General features: G+C 74.8%; 17 protein-coding genes. 10 read left to right on the top strand and 7 right to left on the bottom strand.

The window, feature by feature from the left end:
• Window positions 1-6: 6 nt before the first annotated feature.
• From allB to Ae505Ps2_RS21225, 3 genes are read right to left on the bottom strand one after another with little or no spacing between them, the layout of a single operon-like run.
• A complete protein-coding gene (allB, locus tag Ae505Ps2_RS21235; RefSeq protein WP_249265315.1) occupies window positions 7-1,434 on the bottom strand; it encodes an allantoinase AllB in 1,428 nt (475 codons plus the stop codon).
• On the bottom strand, window positions 1,431-2,165 hold the full coding sequence (locus Ae505Ps2_RS21230; protein ID WP_075306580.1) for an aspartate/glutamate racemase family protein: 735 nt from the start codon (window positions 2,163-2,165) through the stop codon (window positions 1,431-1,433). The genes allB and Ae505Ps2_RS21230 overlap by 4 nt, the downstream gene beginning before the upstream one ends.
• Window positions 2,165-3,700 (bottom strand): NCS1 family nucleobase:cation symporter-1, encoded by a 1,536-nt coding sequence (locus Ae505Ps2_RS21225; RefSeq protein WP_075554289.1) that lies wholly within the window; start codon window positions 3,698-3,700, stop codon window positions 2,165-2,167. The genes Ae505Ps2_RS21230 and Ae505Ps2_RS21225 overlap by 1 nt, the downstream gene beginning before the upstream one ends.
• 225 nt (window positions 3,701-3,925) lie before the next feature.
• Here Ae505Ps2_RS21225 and Ae505Ps2_RS21220 point away from each other — a divergent pair, with 225 nt between their 5' ends.
• From Ae505Ps2_RS21220 to alc, 6 genes are read left to right on the top strand one after another with little or no spacing between them, the layout of a single operon-like run.
• The gene (locus tag Ae505Ps2_RS21220) at window positions 3,926-4,318 is read left to right on the top strand and encodes an amidase (protein ID WP_020623886.1); all 393 of its coding nucleotides are present in this window, start codon (window positions 3,926-3,928) and stop codon (window positions 4,316-4,318) included.
• Window positions 4,319-4,355: 37 nt separating this feature from the next.
• Window positions 4,356-5,144: a TIM barrel protein gene (locus Ae505Ps2_RS21215; protein ID WP_075306582.1), complete on the top strand. Its 789-nt coding sequence runs from the start codon at window positions 4,356-4,358 to the stop codon at window positions 5,142-5,144.
• Window positions 5,141-6,037 carry an NAD(P)-dependent oxidoreductase gene (locus Ae505Ps2_RS21210; protein WP_075306583.1) on the top strand — a complete coding sequence of 299 codons (897 nt, stop codon included), beginning with the start codon at window positions 5,141-5,143 and terminating at the stop codon, window positions 6,035-6,037. Before Ae505Ps2_RS21215 ends, Ae505Ps2_RS21210 begins: the two co-directional genes overlap by 4 nt.
• Window positions 6,034-7,824: a glyoxylate carboligase gene (gene gcl / locus Ae505Ps2_RS21205; protein ID WP_075306584.1), complete on the top strand. Its 1,791-nt coding sequence runs from the start codon at window positions 6,034-6,036 to the stop codon at window positions 7,822-7,824. The genes Ae505Ps2_RS21210 and gcl overlap by 4 nt, the downstream gene beginning before the upstream one ends.
• Complete coding sequence (locus Ae505Ps2_RS21200) at window positions 7,821-8,987, top strand: glycerate kinase (RefSeq protein WP_075553919.1); 1,167 nt, start codon at window positions 7,821-7,823, stop codon at window positions 8,985-8,987. Before gcl ends, Ae505Ps2_RS21200 begins: the two co-directional genes overlap by 4 nt.
• Window positions 8,984-9,976 (top strand): allantoicase, encoded by a 993-nt coding sequence (gene alc / locus Ae505Ps2_RS21195; RefSeq protein ID WP_075306586.1) that lies wholly within the window; start codon window positions 8,984-8,986, stop codon window positions 9,974-9,976. Before Ae505Ps2_RS21200 ends, alc begins: the two co-directional genes overlap by 4 nt.
• Window positions 9,977-10,007: 31 nt before the next feature.
• Here alc and Ae505Ps2_RS21190 read toward each other — a convergent pair whose 3' ends face one another.
• The 4 genes from Ae505Ps2_RS21190 to Ae505Ps2_RS21175 form a co-directional block, all read right to left on the bottom strand.
• Entirely contained in the window at window positions 10,008-10,493 is a 486-nt protein-coding gene (locus tag Ae505Ps2_RS21190) for an STAS domain-containing protein (RefSeq protein ID WP_075306587.1), read from the bottom strand.
• 342 nt (window positions 10,494-10,835) lie between these two features.
• On the bottom strand, window positions 10,836-11,354 hold the full coding sequence (locus Ae505Ps2_RS21185; protein ID WP_075306588.1) for a hypothetical protein: 519 nt from the start codon (window positions 11,352-11,354) through the stop codon (window positions 10,836-10,838).
• A complete protein-coding gene (locus Ae505Ps2_RS21180) occupies window positions 11,351-11,551 on the bottom strand; it encodes a hypothetical protein (protein ID WP_075306589.1) in 201 nt (66 codons plus the stop codon). Before Ae505Ps2_RS21180 ends, Ae505Ps2_RS21185 begins: the two co-directional genes overlap by 4 nt.
• Window positions 11,552-11,829: 278 nt before the next feature.
• Window positions 11,830-12,369, bottom strand: a complete 540-nt coding sequence (locus tag Ae505Ps2_RS21175) for an isocitrate lyase/PEP mutase family protein (RefSeq protein WP_233147529.1) — start codon at window positions 12,367-12,369, stop codon at window positions 11,830-11,832.
• Between the two features lie 201 nt (window positions 12,370-12,570).
• Between Ae505Ps2_RS21175 and Ae505Ps2_RS21170 the strand changes: the two genes are divergently transcribed.
• The 4 genes from Ae505Ps2_RS21170 (at window position 12,571) to Ae505Ps2_RS21155 (ending at window position 17,106) form a co-directional block, all read left to right on the top strand.
• Entirely contained in the window at window positions 12,571-13,452 is an 882-nt protein-coding gene (locus Ae505Ps2_RS21170) for an acyl-CoA desaturase (RefSeq protein ID WP_198932294.1), read from the top strand.
• A gap of 163 nt (window positions 13,453-13,615) precedes the next feature.
• Complete coding sequence (locus Ae505Ps2_RS21165; protein WP_233147528.1) at window positions 13,616-15,613, top strand: MFS transporter; 1,998 nt, start codon at window positions 13,616-13,618, stop codon at window positions 15,611-15,613.
• Window positions 15,606-16,232: a TetR family transcriptional regulator gene (locus Ae505Ps2_RS21160; RefSeq protein ID WP_075553918.1), complete on the top strand. Its 627-nt coding sequence runs from the start codon at window positions 15,606-15,608 to the stop codon at window positions 16,230-16,232. Before Ae505Ps2_RS21165 ends, Ae505Ps2_RS21160 begins: the two co-directional genes overlap by 8 nt.
• Before the next feature lie 31 nt (window positions 16,233-16,263).
• The gene (locus Ae505Ps2_RS21155) at window positions 16,264-17,106 is read left to right on the top strand and encodes an alpha/beta fold hydrolase (RefSeq protein ID WP_075306592.1); all 843 of its coding nucleotides are present in this window, start codon (window positions 16,264-16,266) and stop codon (window positions 17,104-17,106) included.
• Window positions 17,107-17,192 lie beyond the last annotated feature (86 nt).

The following is a 17,192-nucleotide window of genomic DNA, read 5'->3' as shown; positions in this document are numbered from 1 at the left end:
GGAAGTCTAGCCCTGCTCGGGCGGTGCGGCCGGGACCTCGGAGGCCTCCGGGGCGCCGGGGGTCTCCGGGGCGCCGGGGGCACCGGTCACCCGCTCCACCGAGCCACGGCGCAACAGCCGCCCGTGCGGCTCGCCGGCCACGTCGACGTCGCGGCCGCCCAGGACGGTGCGCCGGACCACGCCGGACAGCGACCGGCCGGCGTAGGCGCTGACCTTGTTCTTGTGGTGCAGCCGCTCCGGGTCCACCACGTACGCGGCGTCGGGTGCGAAGACGACGAGGTCGGCGTCGTACCCCAGCGCGATCCGGCCCTTGGAGCGCAGCCCGACCAGGTCGGCCGGCTTCGAGGCCATCCACTGCACGACCTGCGCCAACCCGATGCCGCGCCGGCGGGCCTCGCTCCACACCAGCGACAGCCCCAGCTGCAGCGACGACACCCCGCCCCAGGCGAGCCCGAAGTCCCCGGAGTCGAGCAGCTTCAGCTCGGCGGTGCTCGGCGAGTGGTCGCTCACGATGCAGTCGATCGTCCCGTCGAGCAGCCCCTCCCAGAGCAGCTCCCGGTTGGACGCCTCGCGGATCGGCGGGCAGCACTTGTGGGTGGTGGCGCCGTCGGGGATCTCCTCGGCGAACAGCGTCAGGTAGTGCGGGCAGGTCTCGGCGGTGATCCGGACGCCGTCGCGGCGCGCGGTCGCGATCATCGGCAGCGCGTCGGAGGACGACACGTGCAGGACGTGCGCACGCGCCCCGGTCCAGCGGGCCCGCTCGATGACCTCGGCGATCGCCAGGTTCTCCGCGCCGCGCGGGCGCGAGCGCAGGAAGGTGTCGTACTTCGCGCCGTGCGGGGTGGGGGCCTTCTCGATGGCCCGGGAGTCCTCGGCGTGCACGATCATGACGGCGGCGAACGTGGCCAGCTCGGCCATGTCGCGCTCCATCTCGTCCGCGTCGAGCGGCGGGAACTCGTCGACCCCGGAGTGCAGCAGGAAGCATTTGAAGCCGAAGACGCCCTCGTCGTGCAGGCCGCGCAGGTCGCCCAGGTTGCCCGGCACCGCCCCGCCCCAGAACCCGACGTCGACGAACGCCTGGTGCTCGGCGACCTTGCGCTTCACCTCGAGTGCGGCGACGTCGACGGTCGGCGGGATCGAGTTGAGCGGCATGTCGACGATCGTGGTGACCCCGCCCGCCGCGGCGGCCCGGGTCGCCGAGGCGAAACCCTCCCACTCCGTGCGGCCGGGCTCGTTGACGTGGACGTGGGTGTCGACGAGGCCGGGGAGCAGCACCTCGTCCTCGACGAGGTCGATCACCCGGGCACCGTCGAGGCCGTTGCCGAGCGGCTCGATGGCGACGATCCGCCCGCCGGTCACACCGATCTCGCGGGGCTGCTCGCCCGCCGTGGTCATGATCCGCTGCCCGCGGACCACCAGGTCGTAGCTGGTCATGGCATCTCCAGGGGGAATCCGGTGATCTTCTTGGTTCGGGGGGCCGCGTAGGTGCGGGCTTTCGAGGTGCTCAGGCGCAGACGCACCAGCGACTCGGCGACGGTCACCGCGGCCTGCACCCCGTCGACGACGGGCACCCCGGTCTCCGCGCGCACCTTCTCCTCCAGGCCCGCCATGCCGCCGCAGCCCAGGCAGATCACCTCGGCGTGGTCGTGCTCGACGGCCAGCCGGGCCTGCTCGACGATCGCGGCGACCGCCCGGTCCGGGTCCTGCTCCAGCTCCAGCACCGCCAGCCCGGAGGCGCGCACCGAGGCGCAGCGCCGCTCCAGCCCGGCCAGCAGCAGCCGGTCGGAGATCAGCGGCACGGTGCGGTCCAGCGTGGTCACCACCGAGTAGCGGTGGCCGAGGTACATCGCGGTGGTCGCGGCGGCCTCGGTGATGTCGACGACGGGCACGTCGAGCATCTCCTGCAGACCCTCCCGGCCGTGCTCGCCGTAGCCGGCCTGGATCACCGCGTCGAACGACTCGCCGGCCGCGGCGTACCGCGCGACGGCGTCGGCGACCCCGACCGCGGCCAGGTAGCTCTCCAGGTTGCCCTCGACCGACTCGGCGCCGAACCGCGGCGTGAGCCCGACGATCTCGGTGCCGGGCGCGGCGACCGAACGCGCCGAGGCGGCGATGGCCTCGGTGACCGAGGCCGTGGTGTTGACGTTGACGACGACGATGCGCACTAGTGCCCCCCGGTGGGTGCGACGGCCAGGGGCTCCCCGGACACCGCGCGGTAGGTCCGTCCGCGCGGGGCGACGAGCACGGTCAGCAGCGCGGCGAGCCCGGCGCCGAGGAACCAGCTGAACGGGGCGACCGGCTCCAGCGCGGGCACGAACCCGACGGCGACGGCGACCAGCGCGGACGGCACGAACACCGCGACCGCCCGCCGGTTGACCCCGCCCCGGTAGTGGTAGGCCGCCCCGCTCGCCTCGGAGTACAGCGCGGGGACGTCGATCCGGCCGCGCCGCACCAGCCAGTAGTCGGCCATCACGATCCCGAACAGCGGCCCGAGCAGCGCGCCGAGCACACCCAGGAAGTAGGTGATCACCAGCGGGGAGTCGTAGAGGTTCCAGGGCAGGATGACGAGCCCGATCAGCGCGCTGACGACCCCGGCCCGGCGGAAGTCGAGGACCTTCGGGAACAGGTTGGACAGGGCGTAGCAGGGGGCCACGAAGTTCGCCATCAGGTTGACCGCGATCGTCAGGATCAGCAGCGCCGCCGAGGCGAGCAGCAGCAGCGGGGTGTTGGGGATGGTGTTGACGACGTCGGCCGGGCTGGAGATGACCTGCCCGCCGATCCGCAGCTGCCCGCCCGCGAGCACCACGACGACGCCGAAGAACAGGGTGTTCGGCAGGATCCCCCAGAAGCTGCCGCGCCGGACCGCGCCGGTGGACACCGCGCCGCGGGTGAAGTCGCAGAAGTTGAGGACGAAGGTGCCGTAGATCGCCGTCCACAACGACGCACCGGCCAGGATCTGCACCCACATCGCGCCGCCGGTCAGTGGGTCGGGCACCGACCAGGCGATCTCCCCGCCGGTCTGCCACAGCACCCATCCGGAGAGCACGGCGAGGGTCACCAGCACGATCGGCCCGGCCACCGCCTCGTAGCGGCGGATGCCGTCCATGCCGCGCAGCAGGATCGCCACCTGCACGACCCACAGCACGAGGAAGCAGATCCAGCCCAGCACCGACAGACCGAGGAACGACACCTGCTCCAGCCCACCGGCCGACGGCGCCACGGCCAGGACCATCACGACGAGCACCTGGGTGGCCAGGTAGGTCTGGATGCCGAACCACGCGATCGCGACCGCACCCCGGACCAGGGCCGGGAGCTGCGCGCCACGGACGCCGAAGGAGATCCGGCTCATGACCGGGAACGGCAGGCCGGTCCGGTAGCCCATGTACCCGGCGACGGTGAGCAGCACGAACAGCACCAGCGCACCGATGCCGAGCGAGACCAGGATCTGCCAGGCGCCGAGACCGAGGGCGAACAGGCCGAGGGCGAAGCCGTAGTTGCCCAGGCTGTGCACGTCGACGGCCCACAGGGTGAAGATGTTGTAGGCCTTCCACGACCGCCCCTCGACGGTGGTCGGCGCGAGGTCGCGGTTGTAGAGCCGTGGGCTCGGTGCGTCCGCGCCGCCCGGCGCGACGGGCACGGCGGTCACCTGGTCGTCGGTCGGGGCTGCTGCGGACCGGTCGCTCGTTCCGGGTCCCGTCATCGGGGCCACCTCGGTTCCCACGTCGTGGCGCGTCGGATGTGACGCGCTGGTTTCCGCGATGTGAAACGGATCTCTTGCGGTGCGGAATCACGCTATGGCGCCTGTCACGCAAGCGTCAAGGGGTCACCGACGACAGCGATGCTTGACACCCCCCGGATGCCGTGGTCCGATTCATGCCGCACAACGGAATCACTATTCCGCATTGCGGAAGGATCGGAGGCTCCGGTGACTGCCCTCTTCTGTTCCGGTGACGCGATGCGCGGCGGCCGGCTCCACCACAACGTGTCCGCCCACCCGTTCCTCGGCCAGGTCCGGACCGCTCCGCACTACCGCATGTACTCGGTGCGCGACGAGTTCCCGGCCCTGCTGGAGGACCCCGCCGGCGGCGTACCGCTGGCCGGGGAGATCTACGACGTCCCGCTCCGGGCGATCCGCACCGACTTCCTGCCCGACGAGCCGCCGGAGCTCGAGCTCACCGTGATCGAGCTCGACGACGGACGCGACGTCCTCGCCGTCGGGCTGCGCCCCGGCGTGCTGGAGCGCCAGCGCGACGAGCTCACCGACATCACCACCCACGGCGGCTGGCGTGCCTACAAGGGACTGCCCGAGCCCGCCTGAGAACCGCACCGCCCGTCCTCAACGAGGAGGCCCCTTCGTGCGCTACACCGTCAACTGCTCCATCGTCCTCGGTGACCTGCCGCTGCTGCAGCGTCCCGCGGCCGCCGCGGCGGCCGGCTTCGACGCCGTCGAGTTCTGGTGGCCCTTCGCCGCCTCCGTGCCCGGCGACCGCGAGGTCGACGCCTTCGTCACCGCCGTCGCCGACGCCGGCGTCACCCTCACCGGGCTCAACTTCTCCGCGGGCGACATGCCCGCCGGGGAGCGCGGCATCCTGTCCGACCCCGCCCGCACGGGGGAGTTCGCCGACAACGTCGCCGTCGCCGTCGGCATCGGCGAGCGGCTCGGCACGCTGGGCTTCAACGCCCTCTACGGCAACCGTCGCGACGACCTGGACCCGCGCGTCCAGGACGAGACGGCGCGGGGCAACCTCGCGCTCGCCGCCGACGCGGCCGCCCGGATCGGCGCGGTCGCGCTGCTCGAGCCGGTCAGCGGCGTCGACGCCTACCCGCTGCGGACCGCCGACGACGCCGTCGCCGTGCTCGACCGGGTCGGGTCGCCGCACCTGCGGCTGCTGCTCGACGTCTACCACCTGGCCGTGAACGGCGACGACCCCGCGGCCGCGATCGACCGACACGCCGACCGGATCGGCCACGTCCAGATCGCCGACTCCCCCGGCCGCGGCGAGCCCGGCACCGGGGACCTGCCGATCACCGACCTGCTCGCCCGGGTCGTCGCCGCCGGCTACGACGGGCCGGTCGGCCTCGAGTACAAGCCCGTCACCGCCGACCCGTTCGGCTGGCTGGTCGGACAGGGAGCGTCCGCATGAGCAGCACCGACACCCGCACCGTCGCGTTCATCGGGCTCGGCATCATGGGTGGCCCGATGGCCCGCCACCTCGTGCGCGCCGGGCACGACGTCGTCGGCCACAACCGCAGCCCGGGCAAGGCCGAGGCGCTCGCCGCGGACGGCGGCCGCGCCGCGGCGACGGTCGCCGACGCGGTGGCCAAGGCCGAGGTCGTGGCGCTGATGCTGCCCGACTCCCCCGACGTCGTCGACGTCTGCACCCGCGACGGCGGGGTGTTCGACACCGCCGAGCCCGGCACCCTGGTCGTCGACTTCTCGACGATCCGGCCCGACGTCGCCCGGGACCTGGCCGCCCGTGCCGCCGAGCGCGGCCTGCGGATGCTCGACGCCCCGGTCTCCGGCGGCCAGGCGGGCGCCGAGAACGCCGCACTGTCGGTCATGGTCGGCGGCGACGGGGCGGACGTGGCCGCGGCCCGACCGCTGCTCGACGTCGTCGGGAAGACCGTCGTGCACGTCGGCCCGTCCGGGGCCGGGCAGACGGTCAAGGCCGCCAACCAGCTGATCGTCGCCGGGAACATCGCCCTGCTCGCCGAGGCCCTGGTGTTCCTGCAGGCGCACGGCGCCGACCTCGACGCGGCCGTCGAGGTGCTCGGCGGGGGCCTCGCCGGGTCGAAGGTCCTCGACCAGAAGGCGCCGACGATGCTCGCCGGGGACTACGCCCCCGGCTTCCGGATCGACCTGCACCACAAGGACATGGGCATCGTCGCCGACTCCGCCCGGGAGGCCGGTGTGGTCGCCCCGGTGGCCGCGCTCGTCGCCCAGCTCGTCGCCGCGACCCGTGCCGCCGGCGACGGCGGGCTCGACCACTCCGCCCTGCACCGCACCGTCCGCCGCCTGAACGGGGACCTGTCATGACCCGGATGACCGCGGCCGAGGCCGCCGTCCGCATCCTGGAGGCCGAGGGCGCCACGCAGGCGTTCGGCGTCCCGGGCGCGGCGATCAACCCCTTCTACGCGGCGATGCGCGCCCGCGGCACGATCGGCCACGTCCTGGCCCGCCACGTCGAGGGCGCCTCGCACATGGCCGAGGGCTTCACCCGGTCCGGTCCGGGCAACATCGGCGTCTGCATCGGCACGTCCGGCCCGGCGGGCACCGACATGGTCACCGGGCTGTACTCGGCGTCGGCGGACTCGATCCCGATCCTGGCGATCACCGGACAGGCGCCGGTCGCGCGGCTGCACAAGGAGGACTTCCAGGCCGTCGACATCGCGGCCATCGCCGCACCGGTCACCAAGATGGCGATGACCGTGCGCGAGGCCGCGCAGGTGCCGGGCGCGTTCGCGCAGGCATTCCACCTCATGCGGTCCGGCCGGCCGGGGCCGGTGCTGATCGACCTGCCGATCGACGTGCAGCAGACCGTCATCGACTTCGACCCCGACACCTACGCCCCGTTGCCGGTGCACCGTCCGGCGATGACCGGCCCGCAGGCGTCGCGGGTGCTGGATCTGCTCGCCGAGGGCGAGCGGCCGCTGATCGTCGCGGGCGGCGGGATCGTCAACGCCGACGCCTCGGCCGAGCTCGTCGAGCTGGCCGAGATCCTCGGCGTGCCGGTGGTCCCGACCCTGATGGGCTGGGGCACGATCCCCGACGACCACCCGCTCGCCGCCGGGATGGTCGGCCTGCAGACCGCGCACCGCTACGGCAACGCCACGTTCCTGGACTCCGACGTCGTCGTCGGGATCGGGAACCGGTGGGCCAACCGGCACACCGGCGGGCTCGACACCTACCGGCGCGGGCGCCGGTTCGTGCACGTCGACATCGAGCCGACGCAGATCGGGCGGGTCTTCGCCCCCGACTACGGCGTGGTCTCCGACGCCGGGGCCGCGCTGCGCGCCCTCCTGACCGAGGCCCGCCGCCGTCGCGACGCGGGGACCCTGCCGGACCGCAGCGCCTGGGCCGAGTCCTGCCGCGAGCGGAAGGCGACGCTGCTGCGGCGCACCGACTTCCCGCACGTGCCGATCAAGCCGCAGCGGGTCTACCAGGAGATGAACCGGGTGTTCGGCCCGGAGACCCGCTACGTGACGACGATCGGGCTGTCCCAGATCGCGGCCGGTCAGTTCCTGCACGTCTACCGGCCCCGGCACTGGGTCAACTGCGGCCAGGCCGGACCGCTGGGCTGGACCATCCCGGCGGCGCTGGGCGCCGTCGTCGCCGACCCGTCGACCCCGGTCGTCGCGCTCTCGGGCGACTACGACTTCCAGTTCATGCTGGAGGAGCTCGCCGTCGGCGCCCAGTTCGGGCTGCCCTACGTGCACGTCGTGGTCAACAACTCCTACCTGGGGCTGATCCGGCAGGCACAGCGCGCGTTCGACATGGACTTCGAGGTCTCGCTGGCCTTCGACAACATGCACGCCGACGAGGAGCTCACCGGTCTGCCGAAGGGCTACGGCGTCGACCACGTCCGCGTCGCGGAGGGTCTGGGCTGTGTGGGGCTGCGGGTCACCGACCCCGACGAGCTCGCCACGACCCTGCGCCGGGCGTCGCAGCTGGCCCGTGAGCACAAGGTGCCGGTCGTCGTCGAGGTGGTGCTGGAGCGGGTCACGAACATCGCGATGGGCACCGAGATCGACGCCGTCACCGAGTTCGAGGACCTCGCGCAGACCCCCGCCGACGCCCCGACCGCGCTGGCCCACCTCAGGTGAGCGCGATCCTGCTGGCTCCGGACAAGTTCAAGGGCTCGCTGGACGCCGCCGCCGTCGCCGACGCGCTGGCGGCCGGGATCACCGACGCCGACCCGGGCCGCCCGGTGCGTCGCTGCCCGGTCGCCGACGGCGGGGAGGGCACGGTCGCCGCGGCACTGGCCGCCGGCTGGGAGCCGGTCGCGACCATCGCGACCGGACCCACCGGGGCTCCGCTGACGGCCGTCTGGGCCCGGGCCGGGGCGTCCGCGCTGGTGGAGCTGGCGTCGACGGCCGGGCTCGCGGTCCTGCCCGGCGGGGTGCGCGACCCGGGCGGCGCGGGCACCGAGGGGCTGGGGACCGTGCTGGCCGCGGTGCTCGACGCCGGGTGCACCGACGTCGTCGTCGGGCTCGGGGGCAGCGCCACCACCGACGGCGGCGCCGGGCTGCTGCGCGGGCTCGGCGCCCGCGTGCTCGACGCCGACGGCGCCGAGGTCGGGCGGGGTGGCGCGGCGCTGGCCCGGGCCGACCGGCTCGACCTGTCCGGGCTGCACCCGCGGCTGCGGGACCCGGCCGTCCGGGTCCGGCTCGCCGCCGACGTCGACAACCCGCTGCTCGGCCCGCACGGCGCCGCGGCCGTCTACGGTCCGCAGAAGGGCGCCGACGCCGGCGGGGTCGCTGCGCTCGACGCCGCGCTGGCCCGCTGGGTGCGCGTGCTCGACGCCGCCACCGGCGGGGACCCGGCCACCCTGGCCGCCGCGCCGGGGGCGGGTGCCGCAGGGGGCGCCGGGCTCGCGCTGACCGCGGTCTGCGGTGCGCGGGTCGTCCCCGGCGTCGGTACCGTCCTGGAGCTGACCGGCTTCGACGACGAGCTGGCCGGCGCCGGTCTCGTCGTCACCGGGGAGGGCAGGCTGGACACCCAGACCCTGCACGGCAAGGCCCCGGCCGGGGTCGCCGCGGCCGCCCGGGCAGCCGGGGTCCCGGTCGTCGCCGTCGCCGGGCAGGTCACGCTGGACGCGGCCGCGCTGCGGACCGCGGGGTTCGCCGGGGCCTACGCCCTGACCGACACCGCGCGCGACCAGCACGACGCCGTCGACCGTGCCGCCGAGCTCCTGCGCCTGCTCGGCGCCCGGATCGCCGCCGACCACCCGTCCCCCACCCGTCCGATGATCAGGAGCAGACCGTGACCGACCCCTCGCTCATCGACCTGGCCTCCCGCGCGCTCGGCGGCTCCGTCGTCGCCGCGAACGACGAGTTCTTCGCCCAGCGCGAGAACCTCATCACCGCCGCGCCGCCCCGCTTCGACCCCGACGAGTTCGGCCTCAAGGGCAAGGTCTACGACGGCTGGGAGACCCGCCGTCGCCGCGAGCCCGGCCACGACTGGGCGCTGGTCCGCCTGGGCGCGCCGGGCGTGGTGGACCACGTCGTCGTCGACACGTCCTGGTTCAAGGGCAACTACCCGCCGGAGATCGCGGTGGAGGCGACCGCCGTCGACGGCCACCCCTCGCCCGACGAGCTGGAGAAGGCGCCCTGGCACGAGATCGTGCCGCGCTCGGCCTGCGCGGGGCACACGGCGAACGTCTACCCGGTGACCGACACCCGCCGGGCCACCCACCTGCGCCTGATCATGCACCCCGACGGCGGGATCGCCCGGTTCCGGGTGCTCGGCCGGGTGCTGCCCGACCCGCGGTTCCTGGAGGGCACCGTGGACCTGCTCGCGGCGGAGAACGGCGGGCACGTCACGGGCTGCTCCGACGAGTTCTACTCCTCCCCCGGCAACCTGCTGCTGCCCGGGAAGGCGCGGCACATGGGCGAGGGCTGGGAGAACGCCCGGCGCCGCGACGGCGGCAACGACTGGGTCGAGTTCGCCCTCGCCGCGGGCGGGGTGCCGCGGCACGTGGAGGTCGACACGACCTGGTTCGTCGGGAACGCGCCGGGCTGGGTCTCGATCAGCACCCGCGACGAGCGCACCGGCGGGTCGTGGACGGTGCTGCGGGACCGCGAGCGGGTGCAGCCCGACACCCGGCACCGGTTCCTGCTGCCCGGCGCCACCGCGGCCACCCACCTGCGCCTGGACGTGTTCCCCGACGGCGGGCTGTCCCGGCTGCGTTGCTGGGGCGAGCTCGACGACGACGGCGCGGCCGCCGTGCGCCGCGCCCACGACGCGGCGGGCTGAGGGCCCCGGCCCGACCCCGGGCCGGTCGCGGTCAGGTGGCGGAGGAGACCGGCCGGTCGTCCGTGCGGTCCCTGCGGTCCCCCGTGCGGTCGTCGCCGGCCCGGCGCGGTCCGGGCACGGTCCCGCCCTCGCCAGCGGCGCCGGGGCGGGCCGCGGTCAGTGTCCGGACGGCGACCTCGGCGGAGGGGAAGGCGCTGCACCGCTGCAGGACCTGGCGGGCACGCAGCGGCAACAGCTCCGCCCGGCCGCCGCACCCGGCCAGGTGCAGCCGCACGCCGTCGGCACGCGAGCGGGCGACGACCGCACCGAGCAGCTCGGTGGCGGGCCCGTCGAAGGCGTTGACCCCGGCGAGGTCGACGACGAGATGGCCCGGGATCCGGCCGCACCGGGTCTGGGCGTCGAGCATCCGGGCCAGTGCCTCCACGCCCGGACGGTCCAGCCACCCGGACACCCGGACCAGCCGCACCCCCGGCCCCGCCGTCTCGACCGCCAGCCCGATCGCCGTCTGCCCCGCCACGTCCGCCTCCTCGCTCGTGCCGGGCCCACCGTGGGACCGGCACCAGCGACCTTCCCGGTGATCCACGGGCTACACGCGCACCGCCGGCTGGATCGATACCGTCGCCCGGTTCGGGGAAAGCGGACCAACCGGGCCACCCCACGTGATATACATCACCTCGCGTGGCCGGCCGGTCGGCACCGGCAGCCTCAGCCCCGTCGCGGGCCACGCAGCCCGAGGACCCACCACCCGTCGCTGGGGAGCGGACGGGTGGTCGCCCCGGCCGGGGCCGGCGGATTCGGGACCGCCGACCCCGGCCGACACGGGCCGCACGGGCGGGGCGATCGCACCGCCCGTCGGGACTCAGGCCGGGCGGTGCCCGGTGCCGGGTGCGGGCCCGCCCACGGCGCGCCGCAGGTGTCGCGGGACACCGGCCGACCCCAGGGCCGACTCCCTGGCCGACTCCAGGGGGTGCAGCCGGTCGGCGCCGACCGCGGGCCGGACCGGCGCCGGGCGCAGCCGGTCGTGCGCCGCGGCCGTGAGCAGCTCGACCACGGCCTCGAACGACGGGTACCGCCCGTCCGGCAGCGGGACGAGCTGCTCGCGGACCAGGCCGCTCACCCCCCACGCCTCGGCCTCGGCGAGGATCTGCCAGCGATGGGCGGGCCAGCGCAGACCGGCCAGCACGCGTCGGAGGTTCTCGCGCAGCCGTTCCAGGTCGGCCGACGACACCGGAAGCGGGTCGGCCGGCGGGAGCACGGTCCGGGCGGGCGGCGCGGTTCGGACATGCGGTGCGGGCCGGCCGGGCGGCACGGTCCGGGCGCGCGCGACCGGCGCGGGGACCGGGCGCAGCGTGCGTCCCGGCACGGGGAGCGCGCTCATGCGACCCACCTCGTCTCCAGCTCGGGCTGCTGCGCCCCGCTGCACGCCGGGTCACCGTCGAGGTGACGGTAGGAGAAGGCGGGCTTCTCCAGCGGCGCGGTGGGGTCGGAGTGCCGGAAGATCCGACAGACCGAGCCGTCCGCGACCGACGACCAGCATCGTTCGCAGATGCGGAGCCGGGGAGTGTTCTGCTGCACGATCCACCGCCTGGGGCGATTCCGGGACCCTGCCGGCGCGCCCCGTTCCGGTCGACGTCCGCAGGTCGGCAAGGTCATCTGCACCAAGTGTGGTGGACGACATATCGCCCCGCCACTCGTGACCGTGTAGTGCCAACCTCTCCGCGGCGGAATGTGTGCGGCGGGCGGCGGCCGGGGAACCGGTCAGCCGCCGTCGGCGCGGTAGCGCTGCTCGAGCTCGCGGACCTCCCCGAGCCCGGCGAGCTCGGCGAACGCGTCGAGACCGCCGAGCCGGTCGATCAGCGACACCGGTGTGCCCTCGGCACGCAGCCGCTCGAGCAGCTCCCGCATCCCGGCCGTCGCCGCGAGCAGGGTGCCCACCGGGAACAGGACCAGGGCGAATCCGAGCTCGGCGAGCCGGTCGCGCGACAGCGGCGGGGTGCGGCCGCCCTCGGCCCGCACCGCTTGGGCATGACCTGGTCCTCCAGGTGCAGCGCGGCGACCCCGGCCCGTTCGTAGTCGCGGACGGTCCGGATGACGTTGAGCGGGTTGCCGTAGCCGGTGTCCGCGTCGGCGATCAGCGGGAGGTCGACGGCGTCGGCCAGCCTGCCCGCGTGCGCGGCCATCTCCGCGCCTCCGAGCAGCCCGACGTCGGGGCGGCCGAGCAGCCCGGCCGTCGTCCCGAACCCGGTCATGTAGACGACGTCGAACCCGGCCTGCTCGACCAGCCGCGCGGACAGCGCGTCGTACGCGCCGGGGGCGAGCACCGGGGTGCCGGCGTCGAGCAGGGCACGCAGCCGGGCCCGCCGGTTCCCGGGTCGGCCGAGGAGGTCCGCCACGGCGAGGTCCCTTCGTCGAGCTCCGATGGTGTCCCGCGCCGGCCCCCCGGCCAGACCTGAGAAGTCCTCACTCAGGTTACGTGAGGGGGGTTGTCCCCACTGTCCGTTCTGGTGCGAGCCGGAACCATCGTGGGCGTGACCGACACCCGGCCCGCGCCGCGCTCGGACTTCTCCGACCGGCTCCGCCATCCCGTACCGCACCTGTTCGTCTACGCGTTCGCGATCGTCCCGGCGGTCGCGCTCGTCGCCGCCGTCCCGCTCGCCTGGGGCTGGGGGCTGACCTGGCTCGACGCCGGCCTCGCGCTCGGCCTGTACGTCGTGTCGATGCTGGGGGTGACCGTCGGTTTCCACCGCTACTTCACCCACGGCTCGTTCACCGCGAACCGGCCCCTGCGGATCGCGCTCGCCGTCGCCGGCAGCCTCGCCGTGCAGGGGCCGGTCCGGCACTGGGTGGCCGACCACCGTCGTCACCACGCCTACGCCGACGCCGAGGGCGACCCGCACTCGCCGTGGCGCTACGGCACCTCCCCCGCCGCACTGGTCCGCGGCTTCTGGCACGCCCACATGGGCTGGATCTTCGACCGGTCGCTGACCGACCAGCGCCGCTTCGCCCCGGACCTGCTCGCCGATCCCGACATCGACCGGGTGCACCGCGGCTTCACGGTCCTGACGATCCTGTCCGTGTTCGGGCCCGGCGTCGTCGGCGGCCTGGTGACCTGGTCCTGGTGGGGAGCGTTCACCGCGTTCTTCTGGGCCGGGCTGGTCCGGGTCGCGGTCTCGCACCACGTCGCGTGGTCGACCAACTCGATCTGCCACCTCGTCGGCGAGCGGCCGTACAAGGCACGGGACCGTTCCACCAACGTCTGGCTGCTCGCCATCCCCAGCATGGGCGAGTCCTGGCACAACCTGCACCACGCCGATCCCACCTCGGCCCGGCACGGTGTCGGCCGCGGCGAGATCGACATCTCGGCCGGCACGATCCGGCTGTTCGAGAAGCTGGGCTGGGCGTGGAACGTCCGCTGGCCGACCGAGAAGCGCCTGGCCAAGCTGGCCGTCCGGCCGGACGAGCCCGCCACCGCCTGAGCCCGTCGCCGCCCGGGTCCGCCCCCGGCGCGCGGGCTCCCGGCGCGGAGCTCACGCGGCGGCACGGGCGGCTCGGGCCGGCCGGGCCGCATCGGTGCAGAGTGTGCGCCGCCGCACGATCGGCAAACTTGCACAGTCTGCATCTTTGCGTCAGAATCGTTGCGTGACGTCAACTACCCGCCCCGCGCGCACCCCCGAGGAGGCCGCGGCCCACCGCCGCGACGTACTGCTCCCCCTGACCGGCCTCCTGATGGCGCTGTTCGTCGGCGTGCTGTCCAGCACGATCGTGTCGAACGCGCTGCCCCGGATCCTGGGCGACCTCGGCGGGACGCAGGCCGAGTACACGTGGGTGGTCTCGGCGTCACTGCTGGCGATGACGGCCTCGACCCCGATCTGGGGCAAGCTCGCCGACCTCTACTCCAAGAAGCTGCTGGTCCAGGCCGCGATCGGGATCTTCCTGGTCGGCTCGCTGCTCTGCGGGCTGGCGGTCTCCACCGGACAGCTCATCGGCTTCCGGGTCCTGCAGGGCCTCGGCATGGGCGGTCTGCAGGCCCTGACCCAGGTCGTGATCGCGGCGATCATCACCCCGCGCGAGCGCGGCCGCTACATGGGCTACCTCTCCGGGATCATGTCGATCGCCGTCGTCGGCGGGCCGCTGCTCGGCGGCATCATCGTCGACTCGCCGCTGGGCTGGCGCTGGTGCTTCTTCGTCGGCGTCCCGCTGGCCGCGCTCTCGCTGCTCGTGCTGCAGCGCACCCTGAACGTGCCCACCCCCGTCCGTGCCGACGGCGAGCGCGTCAGCATCGACTACCTGGGTGCCACCCTCATCGCCGCCGCGGTGTCGGCGCTGCTGCTGTGGACCTCGTTGGCCGGCAAGCAGTTCGCGTGGGCCTCGCCCACCTCGTTCGGCCTGATCGGCGCCGGCCTGGTGCTGCTGGTGGCCGCGATCGTCGTCGAGCGACGGGCGAAGGACCCGGTCGTGCCGCCGTTCCTGTTCCGCGACCGCACCGTCGTGCTCGCCACCGTCGCGAGCCTGTTCGTCGGCGTCGCGATGTTCGGCTCCACGATCTTCCTGTCGCAGTACTTCCAGCTCGCCCGGGGTGCCACGGCCACCGAGGCCGGGCTGCTCACGCTGCCGATGATCGTCGGCATGTTCGGCGCGTCGAACATCGCGGGCCAGCTCATCAGCCGCACCGGTGTCTGGAAGCGCTACCTCGTCGGCGGTGCGGTCTCGCTGACCGCGGGCCTGTCGCTCGGCGCCGCGGTGATCTCCTCGACCGCGCCGTACTGGCTGGTCGCGGTCGCGATGGCGCTGGTCGGCATCGGCGTCGGCAGCACCCAGCAGAACCTCGTGCTCGCCGTGCAGAACACCGTCGCGCTGCGGAACATGGGCGCCGCGAGCTCCACGGTGACCTTCTTCCGCTCGCTGGGCGGTTCGGCCGGTGTCGCCGGGCTGGGCGCGCTGCTCGCCTCCGTGGTCGGCTCCCGGACCGCGGCCGGGCTGGCCGAGGCCGGCGTCGACGGCGGGGCGGCGGTCGGCGGCGGCCAGGTTCCGCACCTGGGCGACCTGCCCGAGCCGGTGCGCTCGATCGTCATGGAGGCCTACGGGCACGCCACCTCGATGATCTTCCTGGTGGCGGCGCCGCTCGCCGCACTGGCACTGCTGGCGATCCTGGCCCTGCGCGAGGTGCCGCTGCGCGACACCCTCGACATCGAGAAGCCGGCCGACCCCGCCGCCGGGGCCACCGTCACCCCGGTCCCGCCGACCGGTCCGTCGGGTCCGTCCGGTCCGGTGCTGCACGGGTTCGTGCGGGCCGACGGAGCCCCGGCGGGCGGTGCCGTGCTGACCGTCCTCGACCCCACCGGCGACGAGCTCGGCCGGACCCGCGCCGACGCCGACGGGCACTACCGCATCTGCGTCGCCACCGGGATCGTGTCCACCGTGTACCGCTGGGAGGGCCGCCCCGCCGCGCGCCGGGTCACCGTCGGTTCGGACGGGCTCCGCCTCGACGTCGACCTGCCGACCGGCACACCCGTCGACGGCCCCACCGACGGCACGGCCGACGGCACGGCACGGACCGGCGGGCAACCGGGCCGCCACGAGCTCGTCTCGGTCATCGAGGCGCCCGAGCGCGAGCGGACCGGAGCCGACCGTGGCTGAGCAGACCGCCCCCGGGCGTCGCGAGCGCAAGAAGGCCGCCACCCGCGCCGCGCTCGCCGGTGCCGCGCTGCGGCTGTGCAGCGCCCGCGGGCTGGACGCGGTGACCGTCGAGCAGATCGCCGACGCCGCCGACGTCGCGCCCCGCACCTTCTTCAACTACTTCACCTCCAAGGAGGAGGCGGTCGTGGCGGCCAACGAGTCGGCGGCGGACACCCTGCTGACCGCGTTCACCGCCCGCCCCGACGACGAGCCGGTCACCGAGTCGCTGCGGCACGCACTGCGCGCCGTGGTCACCGACCCCGGCTACCTCGACCGGGTGCAGGCGCTGCGGGCGCTGCGGGGGCACCCGACGATCGTCGCGCACCAGCTGGCCGTGTTCGCCGCCCAGGAGCGGGCGCTGGCCGAGGCCGTCGTCACCCGGACCGGGTCCGACCCGGCCCGCGACCTCTACCCGACCCTGGCCGCGGCCGCCGCGGTGACCGGGCTGCGCGTCGCGGTGCAGCACTGGCTGGGCGACCACGGCGTGGACCCGCGCTCGCCGACGCTGCCCCAGCTGGTGGACGAGGTCATGGCCGTGTTCGACGCCGGCCTGCGCGCGCTGGCGGGGGTCCCGGCCTGACCCCGCGGGCGGCCGGGAGAGGATCACCGGCGTGCCCGTCACCATCGTCCTGGACCGTCCGGCCCCGGCCCCGCTGGAGCTGACCCTGCACCCGGTGCTCGACCCCGGTGCGCCCGTGCTGCTGGTCGTGCCCGCGATGGGGCTGCGGGCGTCGTTCTACGCCCCGCTGATGACCGCGCTGACCGACGCCGGTGTCGCCGCCGCGGTCACCGAGCTGCGCGGGCACCAGGCCCGCCCTGCTCCCCCGCCGGGACGCCGCAACGACTTCGGCTACGAGGACCTCGTCGGTGACCTCGCCGCCGCCGTCGAGGAGGTGCGCACCGCGCGGCCGGGCGCGCCGGTGTTCGTCGTCGGGCACAGCCTCGGCGGGCACCTCGCCGCCGCCCATGCCGCACGGCACCCCGACCGCATCGACGGTGTCGCCCTGGTCGCGTCGGGCAGCGTCGACTGGCGGGTCTGGGGGCTCGCGCACCTGCTGCGCACCCAGGCCGTCGTGGCCGCGTCGACGCTGATCGGGCACTTCCCCGGCGACCGGATCGGCTTCGCCGGGCGGGAGGCCCGCGGGCAGATGTGCGACTGGGGCCGGTGGGCCCGCACCGGGCGGCTCGAGTTCGGCACGCCGAGGGTCGACCACACGCCGTCGATCGCCGCGGTGCACCTGCCGGTCCTCGGGATCGGGTTCGAACGCGACGGGTTCGCCCCGCCCGCCTCGGTCGACGCGCTGCTGACCATGTTCGGCGCGGCGACCCGGAGCCGCCACCACCTCGACGTCCCCGGGGCGCGCCCGCACATCGGGTGGGCACGCGAGCCGCAGGCACTCGCCGTCGTCGTGCCGGTGCTGACCGACTGGGCCCGCGACGCCGCCGGGGCGTGACCCCGGCGGCGCCGCCGTGCTGTAGGTGGCCGTGCTGAAGGCCGCCGTGCTGAAGGCCGCCGTGCTCGGGTCGCCGTGCCGCCGCG

It is taken from the genome of Pseudonocardia sp. Ae505_Ps2 (genome assembly GCF_001932425.1).
Lineage (GTDB): Bacteria > Actinomycetota > Actinomycetes > Mycobacteriales > Pseudonocardiaceae > Pseudonocardia.
This window is presented reverse-complemented; position numbering and strand designations above follow the sequence as displayed.